Source organism: Cognatishimia sp. WU-CL00825 (genome assembly GCF_040364665.1).
Lineage (GTDB): Bacteria > Pseudomonadota > Alphaproteobacteria > Rhodobacterales > Rhodobacteraceae > Cognatishimia.
Window position 1 is genome coordinate 159538 of record NZ_BAABWX010000003.1, and the last position, 22755, is coordinate 182292.

General features: G+C 53.7%; 23 protein-coding genes. 11 read left to right on the top strand and 12 right to left on the bottom strand.

Annotation, left to right across the window (positions count from 1 at the left end; all coding sequences use genetic code 11):
• The first annotated feature begins 68 nt into the window (after positions 1 to 68).
• Together ABXG94_RS12930 and ABXG94_RS12935 are read left to right on the top strand one after the other, a co-directional pair.
• A complete protein-coding gene (locus ABXG94_RS12930; protein WP_353534753.1) occupies positions 69 to 1202 on the top strand; it encodes an alkane 1-monooxygenase in 1134 nt (377 codons plus the stop codon).
• A 72-nt stretch (positions 1203 to 1274) separates the two neighbouring features.
• A complete protein-coding gene (locus ABXG94_RS12935) occupies positions 1275 to 1700 on the top strand; it encodes a globin domain-containing protein (RefSeq protein WP_353534755.1) in 426 nt (141 codons plus the stop codon).
• Positions 1701 to 1852: 152 nt separating this feature from the next.
• Here ABXG94_RS12935 and ABXG94_RS12940 read toward each other — a convergent pair whose 3' ends face one another.
• The 3 genes from ABXG94_RS12940 to ABXG94_RS12950 form a co-directional block, all read right to left on the bottom strand.
• Entirely contained in the window at positions 1853 to 2971 is a 1119-nt protein-coding gene (locus ABXG94_RS12940; RefSeq protein ID WP_353534758.1) for a site-specific DNA-methyltransferase, read from the bottom strand.
• A gap of 114 nt (positions 2972 to 3085) precedes the next feature.
• Entirely contained in the window at positions 3086 to 3718 is a 633-nt protein-coding gene (gene rnhB, locus ABXG94_RS12945) for a ribonuclease HII (protein ID WP_353534760.1), read from the bottom strand.
• A 115-nt stretch (positions 3719 to 3833) separates the two neighbouring features.
• The gene (locus ABXG94_RS12950) at positions 3834 to 4262 is read right to left on the bottom strand and encodes a hypothetical protein (RefSeq protein WP_353534762.1); all 429 of its coding nucleotides are present in this window, start codon (positions 4260 to 4262) and stop codon (positions 3834 to 3836) included.
• A 181-nt stretch (positions 4263 to 4443) separates the two neighbouring features.
• Between ABXG94_RS12950 and ABXG94_RS12955 the strand changes: the two genes are divergently transcribed.
• Positions 4444 to 4734, top strand: a complete 291-nt coding sequence (locus ABXG94_RS12955) for a hypothetical protein (RefSeq protein WP_353534764.1) — start codon at positions 4444 to 4446, stop codon at positions 4732 to 4734.
• Complete coding sequence (locus tag ABXG94_RS12960; protein ID WP_353534765.1) at positions 4706 to 5410, top strand: winged helix-turn-helix domain-containing protein; 705 nt, start codon at positions 4706 to 4708, stop codon at positions 5408 to 5410. The genes ABXG94_RS12955 and ABXG94_RS12960 overlap by 29 nt, the downstream gene beginning before the upstream one ends.
• A gap of 107 nt (positions 5411 to 5517) precedes the next feature.
• Here the strand turns inward: ABXG94_RS12960 and arfB are convergent, their stop codons facing one another.
• The 6 genes from arfB to ABXG94_RS12990 form a co-directional block, all read right to left on the bottom strand.
• Positions 5518 to 5937 carry an alternative ribosome rescue aminoacyl-tRNA hydrolase ArfB gene (gene arfB, locus ABXG94_RS12965; protein ID WP_353534767.1) on the bottom strand — a complete coding sequence of 140 codons (420 nt, stop codon included), beginning with the start codon at positions 5935 to 5937 and terminating at the stop codon, positions 5518 to 5520.
• 247 nt (positions 5938 to 6184) lie between these two features.
• Entirely contained in the window at positions 6185 to 6808 is a 624-nt protein-coding gene (locus ABXG94_RS12970) for a queuosine precursor transporter (protein ID WP_353534768.1), read from the bottom strand.
• An 86-nt stretch (positions 6809 to 6894) separates the two neighbouring features.
• A complete protein-coding gene (locus ABXG94_RS12975) occupies positions 6895 to 7785 on the bottom strand; it encodes an esterase-like activity of phytase family protein (RefSeq protein WP_353534770.1) in 891 nt (296 codons plus the stop codon).
• Positions 7758 to 8669, bottom strand: a complete 912-nt coding sequence (gene mepA / locus ABXG94_RS12980) for a penicillin-insensitive murein endopeptidase (protein ID WP_353534771.1) — start codon at positions 8667 to 8669, stop codon at positions 7758 to 7760. Before mepA ends, ABXG94_RS12975 begins: the two co-directional genes overlap by 28 nt.
• Positions 8627 to 10033 (bottom strand): MFS transporter, encoded by a 1407-nt coding sequence (locus ABXG94_RS12985; protein ID WP_353534774.1) that lies wholly within the window; start codon positions 10031 to 10033, stop codon positions 8627 to 8629. The genes mepA and ABXG94_RS12985 overlap by 43 nt, the downstream gene beginning before the upstream one ends.
• 59 nt (positions 10034 to 10092) lie before the next feature.
• Complete coding sequence (locus tag ABXG94_RS12990) at positions 10093 to 10662, bottom strand: acyl-CoA thioesterase (RefSeq protein WP_353534775.1); 570 nt, start codon at positions 10660 to 10662, stop codon at positions 10093 to 10095.
• 126 nt (positions 10663 to 10788) lie between these two features.
• On the opposite strand from ABXG94_RS12990, the gene ABXG94_RS12995 reads away from it, so the two are divergent.
• From ABXG94_RS12995 to yaaA, 3 genes are all read left to right on the top strand, one after another.
• The gene (locus ABXG94_RS12995; RefSeq protein ID WP_353534778.1) at positions 10789 to 11070 is read left to right on the top strand and encodes a YggT family protein; all 282 of its coding nucleotides are present in this window, start codon (positions 10789 to 10791) and stop codon (positions 11068 to 11070) included.
• An 82-nt stretch (positions 11071 to 11152) separates the two neighbouring features.
• Positions 11153 to 13189: a DNA helicase RecQ gene (recQ, locus tag ABXG94_RS13000; RefSeq protein ID WP_353534780.1), complete on the top strand. Its 2037-nt coding sequence runs from the start codon at positions 11153 to 11155 to the stop codon at positions 13187 to 13189.
• A 29-nt stretch (positions 13190 to 13218) separates the two neighbouring features.
• The gene (yaaA, locus tag ABXG94_RS13005) at positions 13219 to 13992 is read left to right on the top strand and encodes a peroxide stress protein YaaA (protein ID WP_353534782.1); all 774 of its coding nucleotides are present in this window, start codon (positions 13219 to 13221) and stop codon (positions 13990 to 13992) included.
• On the opposite strand, the gene ABXG94_RS13010 is transcribed toward yaaA, so the two are convergent.
• On the bottom strand, positions 13989 to 16172 hold the full coding sequence (locus ABXG94_RS13010) for a response regulator (RefSeq protein WP_353534784.1): 2184 nt from the start codon (positions 16170 to 16172) through the stop codon (positions 13989 to 13991). The two genes, yaaA and ABXG94_RS13010, sit on opposite strands and share 4 nt — an antisense overlap.
• Positions 16173 to 16513: 341 nt before the next feature.
• Here ABXG94_RS13010 and ABXG94_RS13015 point away from each other — a divergent pair, with 341 nt between their 5' ends.
• The 3 genes from ABXG94_RS13015 to tdh all read left to right on the top strand — a co-directional run bounded on the left by ABXG94_RS13015 (position 16514) and on the right by tdh (position 19722).
• Positions 16514 to 17077 carry a helix-turn-helix domain-containing protein gene (locus tag ABXG94_RS13015; protein ID WP_502901707.1) on the top strand — a complete coding sequence of 188 codons (564 nt, stop codon included), beginning with the start codon at positions 16514 to 16516 and terminating at the stop codon, positions 17075 to 17077.
• 402 nt (positions 17078 to 17479) lie between these two features.
• Positions 17480 to 18667, top strand: a complete 1188-nt coding sequence (locus ABXG94_RS13020; protein WP_353534789.1) for a glycine C-acetyltransferase — start codon at positions 17480 to 17482, stop codon at positions 18665 to 18667.
• A gap of 26 nt (positions 18668 to 18693) precedes the next feature.
• On the top strand, positions 18694 to 19722 hold the full coding sequence (tdh, locus tag ABXG94_RS13025; protein WP_353534935.1) for an L-threonine 3-dehydrogenase: 1029 nt from the start codon (positions 18694 to 18696) through the stop codon (positions 19720 to 19722).
• A 35-nt stretch (positions 19723 to 19757) separates the two neighbouring features.
• Here the strand turns inward: tdh and ABXG94_RS13030 are convergent, their stop codons facing one another.
• A complete protein-coding gene (locus ABXG94_RS13030) occupies positions 19758 to 19907 on the bottom strand; it encodes a hypothetical protein (RefSeq protein ID WP_353534791.1) in 150 nt (49 codons plus the stop codon).
• Between the two features lie 179 nt (positions 19908 to 20086).
• Between ABXG94_RS13030 and ABXG94_RS13035 the strand changes: the two genes are divergently transcribed.
• On the top strand, positions 20087 to 21979 hold the full coding sequence (locus ABXG94_RS13035) for a hypothetical protein (protein WP_353534793.1): 1893 nt from the start codon (positions 20087 to 20089) through the stop codon (positions 21977 to 21979).
• Here ABXG94_RS13035 and ABXG94_RS13040 read toward each other — a convergent pair.
• Positions 21966 to 22700: a metallophosphoesterase family protein gene (locus ABXG94_RS13040; RefSeq protein WP_353534795.1), complete on the bottom strand. Its 735-nt coding sequence runs from the start codon at positions 22698 to 22700 to the stop codon at positions 21966 to 21968. The genes ABXG94_RS13035 and ABXG94_RS13040 overlap by 14 nt on opposite strands.
• Positions 22701 to 22755 lie beyond the last annotated feature (55 nt).

Here is a 22755-nt window from a genome sequence, read left to right on the forward strand (position 1 = left end):
CACCTGCAAACTTTGCGCGCCATGATGCCCGGGAACGCGCTGGAAAAGCCAAAGTTTTGGAGAGCAGAATGCCAGGGTCACGCCCCACCGCGGAATTTAGAAATGCATTGCCGTTTGCATTGCCCTTGTTATTGGTGCCGCTGATCTGGTTCAGCGCCATGCAAGGCGGTTGGTGGTTGCTGAGCGTGCCGCTGTGCACCTGGTATTTGTTTTCGATTCTGGACGCAGCCATTGGGTTGAATCTGGCCAATAATGACCCGCAGACCGACGAATCTGAGTTGTTTTGGTATCGTTTGATCACTTTGGTTTGGCCCATACTGCAATTCATCACCTTATTTGGGCTGATGGCCTATGCGCTGAACGCCGGCCATTTGGTGTTTTGGGAACGGGTTGGTCTGTTTTTTGGCATCGGCGTGATCACCGGCACAGTGGGGATTAATTTCAGCCACGAGTTGATGCACCAAAAGCCCAAATGGGAACGCGGGCTGGGTGATTTCTTGCTGGCCATGGTGCTGTATTCGCATTTTCGCAGCGAACATCTGTTGGTGCACCACCGCTATGTTGCGACCCCCAAAGACCCGGTGACTGCCCGCTATAACGAAGGCTTTCACCGCTTTTTCCCGCGGGTGTTACGCCAAAGCTGGTTCAGCGCGTTTCGGGCGGAAAAGGCAATGTTGGCGCGCAAAGATCTGCCATGGACCCACCGCAGCAACCCGTTTTTTAAGTATTGGCTGTTGCAGGCCGGCATGCTGTTACTGGCCTTTGTGATTGGCGGCTGGGCCGGTGTTGGCTTGTTTGTCTGGCAGGCCTGGATCGCGGTATGGCAACTGGAACTCGTCAATTATGTTGAACATTATGGGCTGACCCGCGAACATTTGGGGGAAGGCAAATACGAACATACCAAACCGCATCACAGTTGGAATGCGGCGCATAAGGCGAGCAACTGGTTGTTGATCAACCTGCAGCGCCATTCTGATCACCACTACAAACCTGACCGTCGATTCCCTTTGCTGCAGAACTATGATGCCCATGAGGCTCCGCAATTGCCCTATGGCTACCCGATCATGACAATGGTCGCGATGGTGCCCCCGCTATGGCGGCGCTTTATGAACCCGCGCGTGCGGGAGTGGCGCCGCACCTATTATCCTCAAATCGAAGACTGGCAGGCTTACAACAAAGCCAGCAATCCTGCTCCGAGATGACGCATGTCGCAAATTTCTGAAAATATGCTATAATCTATTGCGCGCGAACGGTTTTAGACCGGGGAGCTGCCTATGCCACTCAGCGAACACCAAATGGATTTGATCCGCGACAGTTTTGAAAAGCTGCGCGGAGACTTGCAGCCAAAATCAATCGCGTTTTATCAATCTTTGTTTGAACATGCGCCGCATCTAAAACCCATGTTTCGCGAAGATGATATGGCAGGACAAGGCATGCGGTTCATGTCCACATTGGGGGCGATTGTCGGTAATCTGCACGCGCCAGAATCCATGGAACAGCGATACAAGTATTTGGGTGCTGGCCATCGCGCATTGGGGGTCAAAGTCCAAGATTTTGCTCCGATGGGCGTGGCGCTGATGGACACGCTTGCTAGCACCCTTGGCCATGAATTCAACGATGAGGTGCGCGAGGCCTGGACACAGGCCTATGCGGATTTCTCGAGGGAGATCATAAAACGCGGCGACATACCCGAAGCGTAGACAGGTGAAGCGCGGCTGTGAGGCGACAAAAAAACCCCGCCAAAAGGCGGGGGATAGTTATGGTGCCATGTGAAAGTCAGACCACAGGCACCGGCGGTACCTCGGCTTTGGGCCAGCAGCCTGCTGACCCGTAATCTCTGTGTTCTGAAACCCTAGTTCGGGCGGGTTGTTTCCATTTCGGCCCGAATTTCCTGGCGCAGCAAGTCGATTGGCACCTGCTTGCCTTCTTTCTTAAATGTCCAATAGGTCCAGCCATTGCAGCTTGGCGCGCCTTCATAGGCGGCCCCGACCTGATGGATCGAGCCTTTAACGTCTTTGCCCACCAATGTGCCGTCGGCGCGCACTTTCGCGGTATAGCGGCCATTCATCGAGCAAAGCTCTTCGCCAGGGCGCAGCATACCGCGCTCGACAAGTTGCCCGAAAGGGACACGGGGTTGCGCCCTTTTGGATGTGCTGACTTCCAGCGCTTCACGGTCATATTTGCGCACAGAGGCAATGCGTTTTTCAGCCACCTTGCGGTATTCTTCTTCACGCTCAATGCCAATGAACTCGCGGCCCAGCATCTTGGCCACTGCACCGGTGGTGCCTGTGCCAAAGAAAGGATCAAGCACGACGTCACCCGGATTTGTCGAGCCAACCAAGACGCGATGCAAAAGGGATTCTGGTTTTTGTGTCGGGTGCGCTTTGGTGCCCTGATCGTTTTTCAAACGCTCGTGGCCGGTGCAGATTGGTAAAACCCAGTCGCTGCGCATTTGCACGCCTTCGTTCAGCGCTTTTAAGGCTTCGTAGTTAAAGGTGTATTTGCCACCTTCGGATTTTGACGCCCAAATCATGGTTTCATGCGCGTTCGTGAACCGTTTGCCACGGAAGTTCGGCATGGGGTTGGATTTGCGCCACACCACGTCGTTCAAAATCCAGAACCCTTGGTTTTGCAGCTCGGCTCCCATGCGGAACACGTTGTGATAGCTGCCAATCATCCAAATCGCACCGTTTGGCTTGAGCAAACGGCGGGCGGCTTTCAGCCATTCTCGAGTGAATTTATCGTAGGCTGCAAACGAAGAAAACTGATCCCATTCATCGTCAACCGCATCGACTTTGGAATTGTCAGGGCGATGAAGATCACCTTTGAGCTGCAGGTTATAAGGGGGATCTGCAAAGATTAGGTCAACGGACTCCTCTGGCAGGCTGTTCATCATTTCGATGCAGTCACCAGCAAGGATCGTGTTTAAAGGGAGCTCTGGCGAGCCCTTTTTCTTTGGTTTATTCGTCATTTTACTGCCTCAGTATGTGCGGCGCTTATGCGCTCTATATAACCGGCACTTATGTGCTCTATGGTTATCCACAGGATCAACTAAAGCCAATTCGAGGTCAATTTCTTTTTTGAATCAGGATGTTAGGTTTTTAGCTTGATACAAGATGTTGTGTATTGGCTTGAATGAACGTCTATGGTGTGGGGTTATCCCCAGCCTGTGGATAGAATCTCGGTGCTGTTGCGTCGGATAGCCTTGGTTTTTTTCCCAACCGTAGCCCGGATACTGTTGCGACAAAGCCATCATAAGACAATCGCGCCGCACTTTTGCCACAATTGAAGCCGCTGAAATTGAAACACTTTTTGCGTCACCTTTGACAATCGCCTCGGCTGAAACATTCAAGTCTCGCGGGATCATATTTCCGTCGATCAACAGAAAATCTGGCACCGTGGGCAGGTTGCCCACTGCCCGCAACATCGCCAAATGGCTGGCACGCAGAATGTTAATCTCGTCGATTTCTTCCACGCTGGCAGACCCTACCCCCACTTGGGCCATTTCAAGGATTTGATCATAAAGCGCGTCGCGGCGTTTTGCGGTGAGCTTTTTGGAATCGTTCAGCCCGGCCGGTATGTTATCGGGGTCCAGAACCACTGCCGCCGCCATCACAGGCCCGGCCAAAGGGCCGCGGCCAACTTCATCAACGCCGGCAACCATGGTTGCACCCTGCGTCAAGGCCGCCGTTTCAAGATCATAATTTGGATGTGTCATGGCCTCAGAAAGCGCAGTTCCATCATGGCTGCAAGAGAAAAAACCGGCACCCACTAAACGGGCGCCGGCTCTCCGGGGCGGCTGGGGATGCACTTATGCCCCTGTGCTCGACTGATTAACTCTGAGCGATGTGATAGCCATGTTGACGCAAGCAACGCATCTTATATCCCTTGCGCAGCCCCTGATCTGTCCGCAGGCGGGTTTTGCAGGTTGCCGGCAACCGGTCCACATGGCGGTATTTGCGCTCAAGGCAGCGATTGCTCATCATGCGCACGCGGCCATCCCAAGTGTGATGTAAACGCAGGCAGCTTGATGGCAACGCTTTGCGATGCCGGGGCTGAGGCCGCACAACACGTGGTTCATGGCGCGGTGTTGCATGGGCCCGGTTGTTGCTGACGGCCTTGCCAATGATGATCAGCGCTGTTGCGCCAAACAAAAATTTTGCCAGATCATCATTTCCAGCCTTGGCTGGGGCCGCAGAGAGCGAGATCCCTGTGACAGTGACGGCGGCGATCAAAATGGACGAGATGAATTTGCGGGACATGGCATGATCTTTCTGCGGCTAAGGTTGCGATTCTTGTGGCCTGCGTTGAGGGCAAGGCTGATGACCTCAGACTGGCCCAAGCGCCGAAAGTCAGGCAATAACGCGGCGCTGTTATCCAATAACATCGGTGGAAACGCCTGTTGTTATTGAATATCTGCGCAAACCACCGCAGAGTGAGCCCATGCGTATAACAGCCCACATATCCCTGATTGCACTCAGCTTGCTGCTGGCCTCGCCCGCTCTGGCCGAGAATTGCTATGCCGATTACAAAGCCAAACAAAACAATCCCCTGCGCCTGCATTATGGCGTGGCCCAGATCAATGCCACCTGCACAAAAGCCGCCGCAGAAATCGATCTGCAGCCGCGCTTGAAATCAGGCGGTTGGGTTTTGTTGAATGTTCTGTCAGTCTTTGACGGATCTGGCCTTGAGGGAAAGAAAGCCGATGCAGGACAATTCTACCTCCGCTATTGAGGCGCGCCAAATTGGCGGCCGTGTGGTCACGTTTGGTATCATCGCCATCGTGGCCATTTTGCTGGGTGCTGGCGCTTTGCTGTTGCTGACCTTGCCAGATGCCAATGCGTTTAACTACCGCGTCGAACAATTGTTTGTCGAGAACGATGACCTGACACGGCAGGCCGACCTGAAATTACTGGAAATTCTAGCACAATCAGGCACCGCCTTCGCTGATACTTTGGTCAGCTATCGCATGGTGATCTTTGTGCTGCTGATCTTTGCCACTGGCATGATGATCGCGGCACTGATCTTTTTAGTGATGTTGATCACTATGAACCGGCGCATGGCGCAGATCGAGCGTTCGGGCATTCAGGTCAATTCGCTGTTGATCAGCCGCGATGAAAAGAAAGTCTATCTAAACAACATGGGCTTTAAACTCACCGATGCTGCGCTGGAGACCTTGTCTGTTCTGGCCGAGGCCCGCATGGATGACGATGTGTTGTCGGGGATCGAAATCGAGGCGATGATTTCTGGCAAGCCGCAAACCGACTGTGAAGAGGCCGCCGGTGCCACCCGCATCAAACGCTTGCGTGACAGTCTGGGCAATCAAATGGTCAGCGAACTCTTAGTGAAAAACATCGCCCGGCGCGGCTATATGCTGGGCATCGACAAAGAGGTCATCCGGGTGCTTTAGGGGCGTTGCCCCTCGCGTCGAAACAGAGTTTCGACCCTCACCCCAGGGTATTTATGTCAAGCACAACTATGGATTTGTTCTTGATCCAAATACCCAAATCCACACCTTCAGTCGTCCTCCACACGGCCGCGCAGAGATTTCACCTCGCCGCGCACTTTCTTGGCCTTCAGGCGGCGTTGTTTGCTGCCATAGGTGGGTTTTGTGGCAATGCGGCGTTTGGGTTTGACCAGGGCTTTGCGGATCAGGTCAGCAAGCCGATCCCGCGCGATATCGCGATTGCGAGCCTGGCTACGGGTTTCATCACATTGGATGATGATCGCCCCGTCTTTGGTCCAGCGCCGTCCGGCAAGGCGCTTTAGGCGGCTCTTTACCGGGTCTGGAATATGCGGGGATCTGGCCGCTTCAAAACGCAGTTCAACGGCGCTAGAAACTTTATTGACGTTTTGGCCACCCGGCCCAGAAGCGCGGATGAATTGCTCGGTCAATTCCCAGTCCTGCAGGGTGATTTGTTCGTTAACAACAATCATCAAATGTTCATTTCAGATACGAAAAGGGCCGTTCCACGCGCGGGAACAGCCCTTCGAGATGTAGGGAGGTGCGCCGGTTAGGCAGCAACCAATTTTAGTTTCTTGTCAGCTTAGGACTGCCTGCGCTGCTTCTACTAAAACTGTTCCGACACCGCTCTCCATGACTTCTCTAGACAATGGGCACCTCCCTTCAATTTGTTTCGCGTAAGGAAAGCGTGCCATAAATTTTCTAGAAGTCAAAACAAAATCATGTGGTTTGTGCAGATAGTTTACCCACGATGATGCGGAAAGGCACTAGGGCAAGCAATGCCAACGAAAGTTTCACCAGCCAGTCAGCCACTGCAAGAGAGACCCAAAGCGGCACCACGGGTCCTGCGCCCAACAAGGGCAACATATCTGCGGCCCAGCTTACGTCATTTACCGGTTCAAGGAAAGTCAAAGCGCCAGAAAAGGCAATGGTGAAGAACAGGGCAGTGTCCACAGAAGAGCCAATCAAAGTCGAGGCCAAGGGGGCCCGCCACCATGCGCCGCCGCGCAGGCGATCAAACAGCGAAACGTCCAGCATTTGCGCGGTCAGGAAAGCCAGACCAGAGCCGAGCGCGATGCGCAGGGTCACCAGCGGACCAAAATCGCCCTGAATTTGCGTGCCAACAAAGGAACACAGCAAGCCCACGACAAAGCCCACAAGCACCACCCGACGGGCGGCCGAGACGCCATAGACGCGGTTCATCACATCTGTGACCAAAAAGGCCAGCGGATAGGTGAACGCCCCCCAGGTCAGCCAGTTACCAAACAGGAATTGTACAAGGATATTTGAGGCCACCACAATAGCGGCCATGGCAAGAATGCCAGGAAGATAGATCGTTTTCATTTTGTAAACCGTTTTACAAGGTGGCGGCGACTCGGCCCTGCCATCGTGGCAAGACAAAGGGTCTTTATAGTGGCATTGCCGCTAAATCAAGCTTTTCCCGGAACCAGGTATTCGACGATTTCGGTGCTTTGGAAGAACATGAAATTGTCATCGGAAACCATTGTCAGGCGCAACGCGCCTGTGTCATCGCGCCAAACCGACAGGCCTTCGAGGTTATCATGTTCGCCAGCTGCGGTTTCTAAAACAGCTTGTTCGGATGCAACCCCGTTGGCGTCAAAGACGAAACTGCGGATACGCGAGCGAAATCCAAAGAGTGTGAACTTGCGTTCCAGCAGGTAGAATTTTCCATCAGGCCCAAAATCCGCGCCAACTGGCTCGTATCGGCGGCTGCGCGACAAAAAGAAGGGTTGGCTCCAGACCCCATTTTCCAAGCGATAGACCGGCATGCCGCGGGCATCCGTCGCGGACGATTCCGGTAGGGTATAAAGCCGGTTTCTGTCATCGATCGCCAGGGCTTCGAGAGAACCATTGTCTTGCAGCTTTGCAAAATCGGCGTGGCGTGGGTATTCCATCGCATTGCCGCTTGCCCGCGCATAGGCGCGCACCTGATGGATGCCCTCAAGCGAAATGAACAATTGGCCATCGCGGCGCACCGCAAGGCCCTCGGTGTCTTGACGCTGATTTTTTGGCGCTATGCCCTTGCTGTTATTCAGTGCGGTTGACGAGTCAATCTTCACAGATTGCAGATCTTGGTTTTCACGCACCATCCTGCCCTGCACCAGTCGGCCATGATCGGTCAAGGCAATGTATTTCCGCCCATCATTCAGCACTTCGATGGCAGAAAACCCGCCAAACCAGTCCTCGTTTTGTTGCCATTTGGTTTCGGACACAAATTGCGCCACCCCTGTTGGGGTTGCACGCACTTGCAAACCTAGGACCAATGCCGCGCTTAGCGCGATTGCAAGACGTTTATACATTGGTTGGGCAGATCCGCGATTGTGAGTTCTTTACGTGGTTTGGGTTTTGGCGCATTTGGATCCGGAGGGGGAGGGTTCAAAATATTATTCACCCAAACTTCGGCATCTTTGCAACCATCCCCAGCGGGTGGGGGGGCCTGGTTCACACAGCCCGCAGCGCCGTCTGGGCAATTGAGCCGCACATGAAAATGGTAATGATGGCCCCACCATGGGCGGATCTTGTTCAGCCAAGCGCGATCGCCTTTTTCGTCGTTACACATCTGCACTTTGGCCCCAGGAAAAACAAAAATGCGCGCTGTACGAGGGTCTTGGGCCGCGGCTTTCAGCACATTGTGATGCTGGCGCGTCCATTTGGAATTCACATAGGCCCCATTGGCGCGGCGCATCGAAATAGAGCTGATGTTTTCACGCTCGGTGGCACTCAGATCAAGCCGCTTTGGGGGCAGCATCCATACATCGATTTCCATGCCAATTTGATGGCTGCGATGGCCGGTGAGCATAGGGCCACCACGAGGCTGGCTCATATCGCCAATATACAGGCCTTCCCATCCGGGCTGTTTGGCGGCTTTAGCCGAAAGCGTGCGAATGAAATCGACGGTTTGAGGATGCCCCCAATTACGATTGCGCGACAGGCGCATCGCTTGCCAGGTTGGGCCGGTTTCGGGCAATTGCACTGCGCCAGCTATACAACCTTTGGCATAGCCGCCAAAGGGGGCCGCACTTTGATCGGATGCATGACCATGCGCGCCAAATAGCTGCTTGGCCTCTACGCCTTGCATCGCAGCTGGAATCGCCTGCTTGGACGACACGCGCGCGGTTTCTGGTGGTGATTTACACGCGGCTAATACGGTGATTGCTGCGATGATTGCGAGGGTGCGTCCCATACTGCCCGGTCCCCTTCTGGTTTCACCCAGCGTAGCAGGAACAATCCTAAAAGGAAAAGAACGATCAGCGGAGAAATGCCAATTCTGGCACTGCCTGTTGCCGCTGTAACTGCGCCAATGGCCGCCGGTGCCAGAAACGATGTAGCGCGCCCCGAGAGACCAAACAGCCCAAAGCTTTCTGTTGGGTTGGCCGGATCACAGTGACGCACCATTAAAGACCGGCTGGCCGATTGCAAAATGCCGCCGATGCCGCCAATCAGGATGCCACAGCCATAAAACACCATGTCAGGCAGTTTGGAGGCTTCGGTCAGGGACATGCCAAAAAACTGCGTGCGGTCCATATTGACCACAACAATACAGACAGCAATCAGCACCCAGATTGCGTATTTGATAACGGGCTTGGGGCCAAATTTGCGATCAAGCTTGCCACCAATCCAACTGAAAATCGCCGCCGCAATGGCGCTGATGATGCCAAAAACACCGATCTGGACGATGGTCCAGTCCAACACCAGCCGCGCATAGGTGCCGCCAAACCCATAAAGCCCGCCCAGCGCGTCGCGGTAAAACATTGACGACCCAAGGTAGGAACTGAGCGAAACGCGGTGACGTAACGCTTTGAGCGTGCCGCCCAATGTTGAAATGGCGATGCCGAGACTGGGGCGACGTTTTTTGCTTGTGTCTTCGCGCACCCACAAAAAATAAGGCACCATAAAGACCACAAACCAGATTGCCACAATCGGGCCGACGGCCCGTGTGCCTTCTTTTTGGCTTGCGTCCAATCCAAAGGCAGGATCCAACCCGATCAGCGTCTTGCCATTGCCCTGTTCGACAAACAGCAGCAACAGGATTACCAGCGAGACGATACCGCCCAAATATCCAAACGCAAAGCCAGATCCAGAGATCTCGCCAACATCATTGTCGCTGCCAAGCGACGGCAATTGCGCATTCACGAACACCAGCGCAAATTCTGCGCCAATAAAGCCAATCGCAAACATCACCAAAGTTTGGGTGAGATTGGAACCGTCAGGCAGTGCAAACCACAATGACCCGGCACCGATGACATAAAGCGCTGAAAACGCCAGTATCCACGGCAAGCGTCGCCCCGCAGAATCCGCGAGTGCCCCCAGCAGTGGTGCCGAAAAGCCAATGATCAAACCAGCTATGGTCAACATATAAGACCAAAGCGTTTGCGCCTTGGCTTTGGCTTCGCCTTCGGCAAAACCTTCGGCAAGAAAGCTGTCTGCGGCCACCCCAACGATATAGGGGCCAAAAACAAAGGTCAGTAAAAGTGTATGGTATGGCTGGCTGGCCCAATCAAAAAAGAACCAGCCCCAAATACGCCGGCGTTCAACAGAATGTGTCATGACAATCCCCAATGTCTTGGGGGACTTACGCAAGGGCAAGCGATCAACGCAAGGCTTTCCTAGGAATTCACTACAGACAATTGTGGGTTGAGGTTTTCTTGCATGGGCGGCCAAGGGCGGATTTCTTCGGCAGCGATCCAATCCTGCACCCACTTTGGCAAAACAGGGGCCGCCAGATCAGGTGCAAAGCTTTGCATCACCAAGGGCGCGCGCACCATGCCTTTTTTGCTGATAATCGCCGTTCGATAAATTGCATGATTGGCGCATTCACCGCTTTGCTTCCAAATCGACTGTTCCATATAAAAAAACTTATCGTCCCAGCCAATTGCCCGGCTGCGCATTTCAAATTTTTCAAACATCACAATGCGCCGACGATACCGCACATTGGCCGCTGCAATCGTTAAACCCCATTTGTTTTTCGCCAAATGGCGGATCATGCCTGTGCGAATGGCCAAAGGAATGCGCCCCAGATCATACAGCGTTAATGTGCGGCCATTGTTAAGCTCGCGCCACAGGTCGATGTCCCAAGGCATACAGATATGGTGGGACACATGGGTGTCCAACAAAGCAATTGGAGATTGACGACGGGCTTTTAGCCCCCCCCACAACATTCGAAGCACTGGATACATAAAACTCTCCTTATGTCATCCTGTTGCGTCCAATTCGGCTAAGGTCAACACCGACCTTGCGGCACTCTTGCCCTTTGTCGCTGCGATGCTTAGGTAGTTGGCGATGTTAGAAAGAGGATCAAACAGATGATGGCAATCTATGGCCCGCTGCGGCTGATTTTGGACGCAGTGTTTTTTATCATGATCATTCACATCATCATGAGCTGGTTGATCAACTTTAACGTCCTTAATCTTGGGCAGCAGTTTGTCGCGCAGCTTTGGTATGGTTTGAACCGTGTGCTAGAGCCGATCTATCGGCCCATTCGTAATATTCTACCAAACACCCATCCGCTGGATCTTGCGCCTTTGGTTGCCTTTATCATCGTGATTTCCCTGCGCGACTATATCTTGCCTTCAATATTGCTGTGATCTGACAAGGTCACTTGTGCGCCCTGCGCGCATGTGATTCATTTCTGCCAGAGCTGACCCAAAAACCACAGGCAGGAACCCCATGGCCGCCGCCTCTTTGTTGCGCGACATTTTTGGCTTTGATGCCTTCCGCCCCGGGCAGGAAGACATTGTGACCGCTGTGTCTGAAGGACGCAATGTTCTGGCGATCATGCCCACAGGTGGCGGCAAATCGCTTTGCTTTCAATTGCCCGCGCTGATGCGCGATGGGGTGACGGTTGTTATTTCCCCGTTGATTGCCTTGATGCGCGATCAGGTGCGCGCCTTGAAAGAAGCGGGTGTCGAGGCCGGCGCACTGACCTCTGGTAACACAGACGAAGAAACCGATGCGGTTTGGCAGGCCCTAGAGGCTGGACGCTTAAAACTATTGTACATCACCCCTGAACGGCTGGCTTCTGGTGCGGCCATGGGCATGTTACGGCGCATCGGTGTCAGCATGATCGCTGTGGACGAAGCCCATTGTGTCAGCCAATGGGGACATGATTTTCGGCCCGATTATTTGCGGATCGGAGAATTGCGCCAAGCATTGGGCGTGCCGCTTGCGGCCTTTACAGCAACCGCGGATGCCGAGACCCGCGAAGAGATTATGCGCCGCTTGTTTGATGACGACGCACCAGAGGTCTTTTTGCACGGGTTTGATCGCCCCAATATTCACTTGGCCTTTGCTGCAAAAAACAGCCCGCGTCAGCAAATTTTGGAATTTGCCGCCGCCCGCAAAGGGCAATCTGGCATTGTCTATTGCGGCACGCGGGCCAAAACCGAAGCCCTGGCAAAGGCCCTGCGCGACGCGGGTCATCTGGCGCTGCATTATCATGGGGGCATGGATGCCGAGGATCGACGCACAACCGAGGTGCGGTTTCAGCGCGAAGACGGGTTGATTGTTGTGGCCACGGTGGCCTTTGGAATGGGCATTGATAAGCCCGATATCCGGTGGGTGGCGCATGCTGACCTGCCAAAATCAATCGAATCTTATTATCAGGAAATCGGCCGGGCCGGGCGCGATGGAGCCCCCGCGGAAACCCTGACGCTGTTTGGTCCCGAAGACATCCGTTTGCGCAGATCGCAGATTGATGAGGGATTGGCCCCGCCAGAAATGCGCTTGGCGGATCATGGCCGCTTGAATTCCCTGTTGGGGCTGGCCGAAGCTTTGAAATGCCGAAGGGCTACATTGCTAAAATACTTTGGCGAAGATGATGTAACCTGTGGCAAATGCGACCTTTGCGACGCGCCTGCGGATGTGTTTGACGGCACGGTGGCTGTGCGCAAAGCCCTGTCTGCGATTCTACGCACCGGCGAATGGTTCGGTGCGGGGCATTTGATTGATGTTCTTTTGGGCAATGACACCGACCGCATGCGTCAAAAGGGTCATGATGCGCTTCCAACCTTTGGCGTGGGCACCGAATATGACAAACGCCAGTGGCAAGCAGTGTTTCGACAAATGATGGGGCATGACCTGATCCGCCCGGATCCAGAACGCCATGGTGCCTTGCGCATGACGGATGATGCCCTACCGATTTTGCGCGGCGAGGCTACGATTGAGCTGCGTCGCGATTCGATAAAAAAGGCCACAAGACGCCCTGCCGTCAAAGCCCTGATCAACGAAGAAGACGCGCCGCTTTTGTCAGCCTTAAAAGCCAAACGGCGCGCCTTGGCGGAAGCCGCAAAAGTACCTGCCTATGTGATCTTCAATGACAAAACCCTGATTGAAATGGCCGAAACGCGGCCAAATTCGCTGGACGACATGGCGCATATTGGCGGCGTTGGGGCTAAAAAGCTTGAACGCTACGGGGCTGATTTCCTGCAGGTCATCACTGGCGAAGCCGAAACCTTGCACCCCAGCCGCCGCAAACTGGCAGGCCGAGAAGCCGGTTCGATCTATGACCGGCTGCTGGAAGTGCAAACCGGTTTGTCGCGAGGCCCAGAAGGAATTGACAAGCCCCTGACCTGTTCGGCATCGCTGTTGGCCAAGGTGGCCTCGGCGCGGCCAGGTGACGAAGGTGCCATGCAACGGCTGCTGGGTGACAAACGCGCCGAACGATTTGCCAGCGCCTTTCTGGACGTTTTGCGTGAAGCAACCTAAGTCTGTCTAAACCATCCAAAGGACGCGCCATGTTAACTGTAATTTCGCCAGCCAAACGCTTGGATTGGTCCCCGGTGCAAGGCCCTACAACCACACCAGAATTACTGGACGAAGCGGCAAAGCTGGTGAAAACGGCCCGCAATCTGACGTTAGGCGATTTGCAAAAACTGATGGCGCTTAGCCCTGATTTGGCAAGATTAAATCGGGACCGGTTCAAGGCCTATGACATGCAGCCCGGCACCGATATAACGCGCCCGGCAACCTATGCATTTGCAGGTGATACCTATCTTGGACTTGAGGCCAAGACTTTGGATGCGGATGAAATCCTTTGGGCCCAGGACCACCTGCGCATTCTTTCCGGGCTTTATGGTATTTTAAGACCTTTGGACGCGATCCAGCCCTATCGCTTGGAGATGGGCAGCCGTTTGAAAACTCGGCGCGGCAAGAACCTGTATGAATTTTGGCGTGATACCCTGTCTAAGACGCTGAACACCCAGGCCGAACACATTGGCACCGACACATTGGTCAACTGCGCCTCGCAAGAATACTTTGGAGCGGTCGATCAAAAAGCGCTGAAGCTCAGGGTGATCACGCCGGTGTTTATGGAGCTGAAAAATGGCCAACCAAAAATCGTGAGTTTCTTTGCCAAGAAAGCCCGTGGCAGCATGGCGCGTTTCATCAGCCAGCATCGATTAACCAAAGCCAGCGCATTGAAAGACTTTGATCTAGGTGGCTATGCCTATGACCCTGATCTAAGCGAAGATAACCGATTGGTGTTTTTGCGCGATTATCCTGAGAGCTAACTTGCTCGGCTTGCATTTATTGGTGCGGCTAGGCGCATTTTCCTTTCTTGATCAGCGGCTTCTAGCGTTGCAAGCAAATGCTGTTTGTTCAACGGTTTGGTCATCACCTGATTGATGCCAGCGGCCAAAATGGATTTGTGGTCGTCCTCGGAGACATGTGCGGTAAGCGCAATTATTTTCACCGCTGGGCACCGGCCCTTTTCTTTGGCGCGAATGAGGCCAGAGGCTGCGCGCCCATCTAATACGGGCATCGAAATATCCATGAAAATAACATCGGGTTTGAACGCGTGATAAGCTTCGACCGCGGCCTGGCCATCAGCCACCAATTTGAGCACTATGTCGCAGGAGTTTAACATTTTTTCGAGCACCAAGCGGTTGGTCTTGTTATCATCTGCTGCGAGCACCCGTAATTTACGATCTGCGTCAGCGGGATCTGCACCGTTTTCTGTGTCTGATGTCGAGGCAAGTTTTGCCAGCAATTCCCGGTTGGTGAAAGGGTTGCCCAGCCTGCCGCGAATTTCCAACGGGGTTTTCACATCGTTAGCGGTCAGCTCTATCAGCCCACTGGACGAAGAGAACACCAGAACCGGCACCCGAACACCAGCGTTTCGCATGGCGGTCACCAACCCTAGGCAATCACATCCCGGAAGATCATGCCGGGCCAAAACAAGATCAGCCCCGGCGGCATTGTCCAACGCAGAGCCAGTACAGCTGACACCCGTGGCCTGCGCGCCCATTTGCTGAATGCGCCGCGCGATCAAATCGCGATTGGCAATTTCATCATCCACGATCAAGACATGGCCAATGTCTTTAGGCAGCTGCGGCGCAGCCAGGTTTGCTGACGGATCGACCGGCAAAGGGAACTGCACGCCAAAGCTTGACCCCTGCCCTTCTTCGGAGACCACCCAGATAGAGCCAGTCATCATCTCGACCAAACGTTTGGAAATCGCCAACCCCAATCCAGTGCCTTCAAATTGGCGATTTTGCCGTTCTTCCACTTGGTGAAACCGCTCAAAAATCTGAGATACATGCTTTGCGGGAATACCAATTCCCGTGTCTTGAACCACCGCATGTATCTGTGCGGTTTGGGATGGGGCATCATAGGTGCCGACGATTTGCACCAACACATGCCCAGCATTGGTAAATTTGACCGCATTGCCAATTAGGTTGGTAAAGATTTGACGAATGCGCCCAGAATCCCCCAGAAACTGCGTTGGCAAAAACAAGTCGTAATCCACCAACAGCGAGAGGTTTTTTTCTTTGGCCAGAGGCTGCAACAATCGCATGACCTCGTGGATACAGGTTTCAAGATCAAAGGGGTCGCTGCGCAGAACCAGCATTTCAGCCTCGATTTTTGAATAATCCAGAACGTCATTGATGATAGTCAACAGCGCGTTGCCTGAGCCGCAAATCGTGTCGACGAACACGCGTTGCTCTTCTGTAAGAACGGTTTCCTGAAGCAGTTCCGCCATGCCAACCACCCCATTCATCGGCGTGCGCAATTCATGACTCATGTTGGCAAGAAAGGCGGATTTGGCACGGCTTGCAGCTTCGGCGCGGCGCCGCGCGTCCCGTAAATCTTCTTCTGAATTCTGGCTCTCGGTGACATCGGCATAGAGGCTGACCAAATCGCCAAACGGCGACCTGCGATTGATGATCCGCACGAATTTTCCGTTCCACAGCTGACACATAGGGGCAGGCAGTGTTGGGTCGGCGTGGCAAGCCAACATCTCTGCCAACCATTCTTCGGCACCCTGTTCCCCTAACTTGATGATGCCCTGATCAGCGGCAACCATAAGCAACGACGTCAGCGACATACCGGGTTGGATATCTTCGATTTCATCAAACATTTTTGCAAACATCCGATTGGCCATCACCAAGCGATCACAAGAATCGTAAATCACAAACCCATCTTTCAGGGACGCAATCGCGTGCCAAAGCCGCTGTTCGGTGGCACGGGCCTTTTGCGATACATTCTGTAAATCGGTGCGAAATTTGGTGTTTTCGTTGCGAAAATTTTCAACCTGCGCCCGGGTTTGCTGGATCGCGCTGCTTAGGTGCTGGGCGTAATCTGCCAACTTGGCGTTTGCGGCATTCAGGTCGGCCTCTTTTTGGGCCAAAATCCGCTCTGCCGCTAAGCGCGCGCGACGTTCTGCAGCCAATTGCCGTTCAAGCGACATGCGTCTATCCCTTGTGGTTAACCAGAACCTAGGATCAGCGCATCAAATGAAGATCGTCTTAAGAGCAAAGATTGCCGCTAAAGTCGCTCAGACCCGTATAGCGCTTTGATCGTGAGGGTGGCAGAGGCTGCCCCAATTATCAAAATTTATACAATACAAACAATAGGTTGAAGATTGACCCGCAATTCAAATTGCCGTTCATTGACGGCGCTGCCTTTGGCACGTCGGTTTACGCTTTTCATTGTGTCCCGCACGACCAGACCTGCCATCTTCGCCGGATAAAACCCAGTCTGGCGTAAGGGCGGATTGACAGCGCGGCCTTGGGACGTCAAATCATGCCTATGACAACGGACAACGAAATTCTGAATTTGCTGCCCGCCCGGCTGAAAGACGCGCGCCGAGCACAGGGCCTGTCTTTGGATGCGGTGGCAAAACTGTCTGGGGTATCGCGCTCTATGGTCAGTCAGATCGAACGGGGCGAAAGCAGCCCGACCATTGCCACGCTTTGGAACCTGACACGGGCCTTACAGGTTGATTTCGCTGGACTTTTAGAGAACGAAGACACGACAGATCGGGTTGAAGTTTTGCGCTCGGCGGACACGCCTTCGATTGAAAATCGCGGCAGTGGCTGCAATATTCGCATTCTCTCGCCACCCGAAGACGCCGGCAAACATGAGCTATACGAGTTGCGATTTGCCCATGGCGGCATTCTGGACAGCGGCCCGCATTCTCGTGGCACGCGTGAGCATCTGACAGTGATCGAAGGCCGTGTTCGGGTCATTTCAGGCGCTGCGCAAGAGGAAGTGATGGCCGGCGACACAGCGCGCTATCAAGCCGACGTCGCGCATAAGATCGAAGCCATCGGCAGCACGGCCCGTGCCTTTCTAGTGGTTCAAAGCGACTAAGCGCGCGCTGCCTTTATTTTTGGTTATTTGTACAATTTGTACGTTTCGAGCGTCCAAACGTACGATTCGCGGCACTTTGATCCGTAAGATCCCAACTTCAAACACCTCGGTCCTCGCGATGCCCAATACAGCCGGCCCGCGCGCGGTCCCTCCGCGCTTTACGAGACGGGACCAGGTCAAAGCGTAACTCCGCGCCAGCCTAGCACTGGGGCATGGTGATGTTGCACTATTTTGCGGGCACCGGTGGCGGATTTGACGCCCTTGAAGCAGTTTTGGGAGATATATTGGAGCCTTAATGAGAATTTCCGCAATCACGGATTTTTTCCGTCATTGCGTATTTCCCCTATTTCGGAAATTATTCCACTATGGTAGAACCAGGTTCAGTGAAAAGGAGTCGCCCCCATGTCTGATCAATTTATTGCGCATATCAATTCGACACTTCAGCAGATCGAAGCCGAAGGGCTGATGAAGCGTGAACGCATGATCACTTCGCCTCAGGGGGGCGAAATTTCTGTGGGTGATCGGCAGGTGATTAACCTGTGCGCCAACAATTATCTGGGATTGGCAGATCACCCGGATCTGATCAAAGCCGCAAAGGACGCGATGGAACCCAAGGGGTTTGGCATGGCGTCGGTGCGGTTCATCTGCGGCACCCAAGATATACACCGCGAATTAGAACAGCAGCTTGCCAAGTTTCTGAACAAAGACGACAGCATTTTGTTTGCCGCCTGCTTTGACGCCAATGGCGGATTGTTTGAGCCGCTTTTGGGGCCCGAGGATGCGATTGTGTCTGACAGTCTGAACCATGCCTCGATCATTGACGGCATTCGCCTGTGTAAGGCCAAGCGGTTTCGCTATGCCAACAATGACATGGCCGATCTTGAAACCAAATTACAAGAGGCCCGCGCGGCAGGTGCACGTCACATCATGATCGCCACAGATGGAGTGTTTTCGATGGATGGCTATCTGGCAAACCTGCCCGAAATCACCCGTATTGCCAAAGAATACGATGCCCTCGTGATGGTGGATGATTGTCACGCGACCGGCTTTATGGGGCCAAATGGGGCGGGCACGCCAGATCATTTTGGCGTGGATGTTGATATTCTGACCGGCACGTTGGGAAAGGCTTTGGGCGGCGCCGTCGGCGGCTATATAGCCGGACCACAGCCGGTGATTGACCTGTTGCGCCAACGTGCGCGGCCTTATCTGTTTAGCAACTCTTTGCCGCCCGCGATCGTGGCCGCGGGGATCGAAGCCATTCGTCTGGTCGAAGAAGGCGCAGATCAACGCGCGAAACTATTTAAAAACGCGCGCTATTGGCGGGACGGGCTGACCAAGCTGGGCTTTGAGCTGCTAGAGGGAGAACACGCGATCATTCCGGTGATGCTGGGAGAGGCCCAACTGGCGCAAGACATGGCGACAAAGTTGTTTGACGAGGGCGTCTATGTGTCTGGGTTCTTTTTCCCAGTCGTGCCCCGTGGCCAAGCCCGCATTCGCACCCAGATGAATGCTGCTCTGACACGCGACGAACTTGACCGCGCGCTGGCTGCCTTTGGCAAAGTTGGCAAAGACTTGGGGATTATTTCATGACCCGGAATTTCCACAGACCAAACGCCATGAAAGCACTGGAAAAATCTAAGCCCGAGGAAGGGCTGTGGATGGTGCAGGCCCCGGTGCCGGAGATTGGCCCGGATGAGGTGCTGATCAAGGTCAACAAAACCGGGATTTGCGGCACAGACATTCACATTTGGAATTGGGATGATTGGGCCAGCCATACGGTGCCAACCCCGATGATCACCGGTCATGAATTTGCGGGCGAAATTGTCGAGATGGGCAAGGACGTCACCGGGCTGTCGCTGGGTCAACGCTGCTCTGGTGAGGGGCATTTGATTGAGCATGACAGCCGGCAATCGCGGGCGGGCAAGTTTCACCTTGATCCGGGCACGATGGGCGTTGGGGTCAACGTGCAGGGGGCGTTTGCGCAATATCTGCGATTGCCTGCGTTTAATGTGGTGCCTCTGCCGGATGACATCCCTGATGAAATCGGTGCGATTTTGGACCCGCTGGGCAATGCGGTGCACACCGCGCTGAGTTTTGATCTGTTGGGCGAAGATGTTTTGATCACTGGCGCGGGGCCGATTGGCATCATGGCCGCGGCGGTCGCGCGCCATGCGGGAGCACGCAATGTGGTGATCACGGACATAAATGACGACCGGCTGCAACTGGCGCAACATGTGGTGCCAACGGTGCGTCCGGTGAATGTGACACGCGAAGATCTGAACGACGTGATTGCTGAATTGGGCCTGACCCAGGGCTTTGACGTTGGGCTGGAAATGTCGGGCAATCAACAGGCCTTGGATCAGATGATCGAAGCGCTGGTGATGGGCGGCAAAATCGCTCTGCTGGGCATCCCCCCGGGCAAGTCTCCGGTGGATTGGTCACGCATCGTCTTTAAGGCGATCACCATCAAGGGCGTCTATGGCCGTGAGATGTTTGAGACCTGGTATAAAATGATTGCGATGCTGCAGAATGGGCTGGATGTCAGCCGGGTTATTACGCATCGATTTGCGGTAGACGCATTCAAAGATGGCTTTGCGGCAATGAAATCTGGCCAGTCGGGCAAAGTGGTTCTGGACTGGACTTGATGACAAACGGCGGGAGCTTATCCCGCCGTTTTTGTTTAGTATTTAAATGACTTAAACAAAGTAGACTCGCCAAATCCGTTCAACAAACGGACCGTGCTTGGTGTGTGCTCTTTCTGAGCAGCTACAAATTTCGCAAAGGCACCGGTTGCGGTTTCTGCGGCCTGTTCGTGACGTGCTTTCTGCATGTATTCACCTGTTTGTTTGCGCTCCCACCCTTGCACGCTGAGGGCGAACCCGGTGCAAAATCTGGGGCCAATTGTGGCGACAAACAGGATGTTTGGTTAACGCCGGTTTAATTTTGCATTTTTTGGTTGCGCAGCTTTCACGCGGCCCCGCAGCAGGCTAGGCTGTTTGATATTGATTGATGGGATTTGAAATGATGGCAGCGCGGAATATTCGGACGTGGGATGATGTTGAAAAGGCAGTTGCTGAAGTCAACATTAGCGATGCCGAGCTAAGTCTGATCAAACATTGCAAAGAGGGAACGGCCTGCATTCTTGGTGAAGATGTTCCCATGACCCCCAGCAAAGAGCGCAACATCGGCGCGGATTTGCTGCGCTTTTTGCTTTTACTCTCCCCTTCAGTGACTGGCGGGCAGCACACCTTTAGACTAAGCGGTGCTTATATTCTAGAAGCGCTCAATTTAGAATATTGCGAAATCGCAAAACGAGTGGATCTAACGAGATGCACTTTCGAAAAAGAAATTCAGGCCTCATTCTGCAGTTTTCTTCTTTTGGTTTTTACAGGTAGTGTTTTTAAAAATGGGTTCAATGGCCACAAGCTCACGGTCAAAGACAACTTACTATTCAACAAACGTTTTGCTTCTCATGAAACTATACATTTATCCAACGCAAAAATTTCAGGACAACTCATTTTCAGAGGAGCCATTCTGCGATCCAGTAAGGGTGACACCTTAAGGGCAGTTGATACTAGCGTTGGCGGGCACTTATTCCTTGATCAGGGCTTTAAGTCACTGGGTTCAATTGCACTACAAAATTCATATATAGGCGGAGCGCTTGAGTGCTCACAATCTCACTTTGAGAACCCGTTATTTGGCCTTAAGGGTTGTGTCGCGTTATCCGCTGGAGAAACTACTATCAGGCAAAGCGCAAATTTTATGGGCGCGGCGACATTTGGGGGTATTAATCTGAGCGGGGCAAAAATAGGAGGGCAACTCGACCTAAGCGGTTCTCAATTCTGCAACCCGCACGGCCAAGCGCTTACCGCTGAATCAACTGAAGTTCAATCAAGCGTTATGCTGACTTCAAGTTTTAAGGCCATTGGAACCGTAAATTTTCACGGAAGCCACATCAAGGGTATTTTTTTTGTAGAAGAGGCCGCCTTCCGAAAGGATCAGGGAATTGCATTACTAATTTCTTTTATGTCAGCAAAGTCAATGATCTGGCGCAATGTCCGCTCTGTAGAAGGTGCTGTCGACCTAACTGGAACCGCAATCGAAACTTTGACTGACAACTCGGAAAGCTGGCGTTTGGTTCAGTCGTTATCCGTCGATAGGTTTCGATACGATCACTTAACTAACCCAACCAGCGTAGATGAACGGCTTTCCTGGCTGAAAAAAGATCTAGACTTAATAAACACGTTCCGCCCCCAGCCCTATCAACAGCTTGCCAAGGTCTATGGCGAGATGGGGCATGACGCGGATCGGCGGCGGGTGCTTATCGAGAAAGAAAGGCTTGCATCAACGGCACACCGTTCGAGGTTGCTGGATCCTCCGTTTGGCCAACGCCCAAGAATACCAGCGCGTTGGTTAGGCAGCTTGGTCTTAGATCGTGTTTTTGATTGGACTGTCGGCTACGGATACCGTCCGGCTCGGACTATTGGTGTCCTTTTTTTGCTATTTCTAATTGCAACATTTGTATTTGATAAAGCCTACAGGGCCGGCGACTTTGCGCCAAATTCCGATGTCATTTTGTCATCTGAAAGTTGGCAAGCCTTGGTACAAGATAAAGAAACATACCCAAACCCTGCTGAGGTATGGAGCGCAGAGCTCTCTGCGGAGAAGCCTGCGGGAGCTGGTGCAGGAATGGATTACGAAACCTTCAATCGCTACGCCTATGCAGCTGACATTGTCATCCCAATTATCGATTTGGGGCAAGAACGCGCTTGGGCACCCTCGACCAATCGTGGCCCTTGGGGCTGGCACGCGTGGTGGTTGCGCTGGGTTTTAACGATCACAGGCTGGATCGTTACGGCGGTTGGCGCGGCTGCCATCACCGGGATTATCAGGCGGGATTAGGCACTAGTTTTTCGCGGCCCGTTGCTGTCAGCAGCCAGACATCGCTGCCTTCGAAGGCTGCCGGAAAAAGTTCGCGGCCCCAGCCTGTGCCGCCGTCCAGATTAACCCGATTGCCGTGGTGTTCGGGATAGGGCCGGGCGGTGTGGCCGTGGATGATAAGTTTGCCGTGATCGCGCGGATCCTCCAGGAACTCTTTGCGAATCCAGGTCAGGTCGATCTCTGTTTGCGCCTCAAAGGGGATGCCGGGGCGGATGCCTGCGTGGGCAAAGGCAAGGTGATCTGTCTGGTGAAACACCGGCAGGTTTTCGATAAAATCAATATGGGCTTGGGGCACGGCGGCGCGGGCCTCTGCCAGAATGTCCTGCGGCGCGCGGTTTTGAACCCTGAGGCCATAGCTGGCCATGGTGGTGTCGCCGCCAAGGATCGGGTCAAACCACGGGGTGCCGGGACGACCACGGCTGCCAAAGGCGTTGCCGTCGTTCAGAAACAGCGGCAAATAGGCATCGTGGTTGCCTTTGAGCATGGTCCAGGGGCGGTTCTTGGCTTGGGCCTGAATGAGCAGGTCTAGAACTTGGGCAGAGGATGGGCCCCGGTCGATATAATCACCCAGAAAGACGATTTCGGCATCAGGACCACCGTCTGAATGGATGCGGCCCAGCGCGGTTTCAAGCTGGTCAAGATGACCGTGGATGTCGCCAATGGCATAGATGGGATTTGTCATAATAGCCTCAACTAAAAAAAGCGCCGCCCGGTGAGGCGACGCTTTGATAGTCATG

Bases quoted from the DNA above. Each gene is read 5' to 3' on its own strand.
- ABXG94_RS12930 (WP_353534753.1), top strand. From the start codon at position 69: ATGCCAGGGTCACGCCCCACCGCGGAATTTAGAAATGCATTGCCGTTT.
- ABXG94_RS12935 (WP_353534755.1), top strand. From the start codon at position 1,275: ATGCCACTCAGCGAACACCAAATGGATTTGATCCGCGACAGTTTTGAA.
- ABXG94_RS12940 (WP_353534758.1), bottom strand. From the start codon at position 2,971: ATGACGAATAAACCAAAGAAAAAGGGCTCGCCAGAGCTCCCTTTAAAC.
- rnhB (WP_353534760.1), bottom strand. From the start codon at position 3,718: ATGACACATCCAAATTATGATCTTGAAACGGCGGCCTTGACGCAGGGT.
- ABXG94_RS12950 (WP_353534762.1), bottom strand. From the start codon at position 4,262: ATGTCCCGCAAATTCATCTCGTCCATTTTGATCGCCGCCGTCACTGTC.
- ABXG94_RS12955 (WP_353534764.1), top strand. From the start codon at position 4,444: ATGCGTATAACAGCCCACATATCCCTGATTGCACTCAGCTTGCTGCTG.
- ABXG94_RS12960 (WP_353534765.1), top strand. From the start codon at position 4,706: ATGCAGGACAATTCTACCTCCGCTATTGAGGCGCGCCAAATTGGCGGC.
- arfB (WP_353534767.1), bottom strand. From the start codon at position 5,937: ATGATTGTTGTTAACGAACAAATCACCCTGCAGGACTGGGAATTGACC.
- ABXG94_RS12970 (WP_353534768.1), bottom strand. From the start codon at position 6,808: ATGAAAACGATCTATCTTCCTGGCATTCTTGCCATGGCCGCTATTGTG.
- ABXG94_RS12975 (WP_353534770.1), bottom strand. From the start codon at position 7,785: ATGTATAAACGTCTTGCAATCGCGCTAAGCGCGGCATTGGTCCTAGGT.
- mepA (WP_353534771.1), bottom strand. From the start codon at position 8,669: ATGGGACGCACCCTCGCAATCATCGCAGCAATCACCGTATTAGCCGCG.
- ABXG94_RS12985 (WP_353534774.1), bottom strand. From the start codon at position 10,033: ATGACACATTCTGTTGAACGCCGGCGTATTTGGGGCTGGTTCTTTTTT.
- ABXG94_RS12990 (WP_353534775.1), bottom strand. From the start codon at position 10,662: ATGTATCCAGTGCTTCGAATGTTGTGGGGGGGGCTAAAAGCCCGTCGT.
- ABXG94_RS12995 (WP_353534778.1), top strand. From the start codon at position 10,789: ATGATGGCAATCTATGGCCCGCTGCGGCTGATTTTGGACGCAGTGTTT.
- recQ (WP_353534780.1), top strand. From the start codon at position 11,153: ATGGCCGCCGCCTCTTTGTTGCGCGACATTTTTGGCTTTGATGCCTTC.
- yaaA (WP_353534782.1), top strand. From the start codon at position 13,219: ATGTTAACTGTAATTTCGCCAGCCAAACGCTTGGATTGGTCCCCGGTG.
- ABXG94_RS13010 (WP_353534784.1), bottom strand. From the start codon at position 16,172: ATGTCGCTTGAACGGCAATTGGCTGCAGAACGTCGCGCGCGCTTAGCG.
- ABXG94_RS13015 (WP_502901707.1), top strand. From the start codon at position 16,514: ATGACAACGGACAACGAAATTCTGAATTTGCTGCCCGCCCGGCTGAAA.
- ABXG94_RS13020 (WP_353534789.1), top strand. From the start codon at position 17,480: ATGTCTGATCAATTTATTGCGCATATCAATTCGACACTTCAGCAGATC.
- tdh (WP_353534935.1), top strand. From the start codon at position 18,694: ATGAAAGCACTGGAAAAATCTAAGCCCGAGGAAGGGCTGTGGATGGTG.
- ABXG94_RS13030 (WP_353534791.1), bottom strand. From the start codon at position 19,907: ATGCAGAAAGCACGTCACGAACAGGCCGCAGAAACCGCAACCGGTGCC.
- ABXG94_RS13035 (WP_353534793.1), top strand. From the start codon at position 20,087: ATGGGATTTGAAATGATGGCAGCGCGGAATATTCGGACGTGGGATGAT.
- ABXG94_RS13040 (WP_353534795.1), bottom strand. From the start codon at position 22,700: ATGACAAATCCCATCTATGCCATTGGCGACATCCACGGTCATCTTGAC.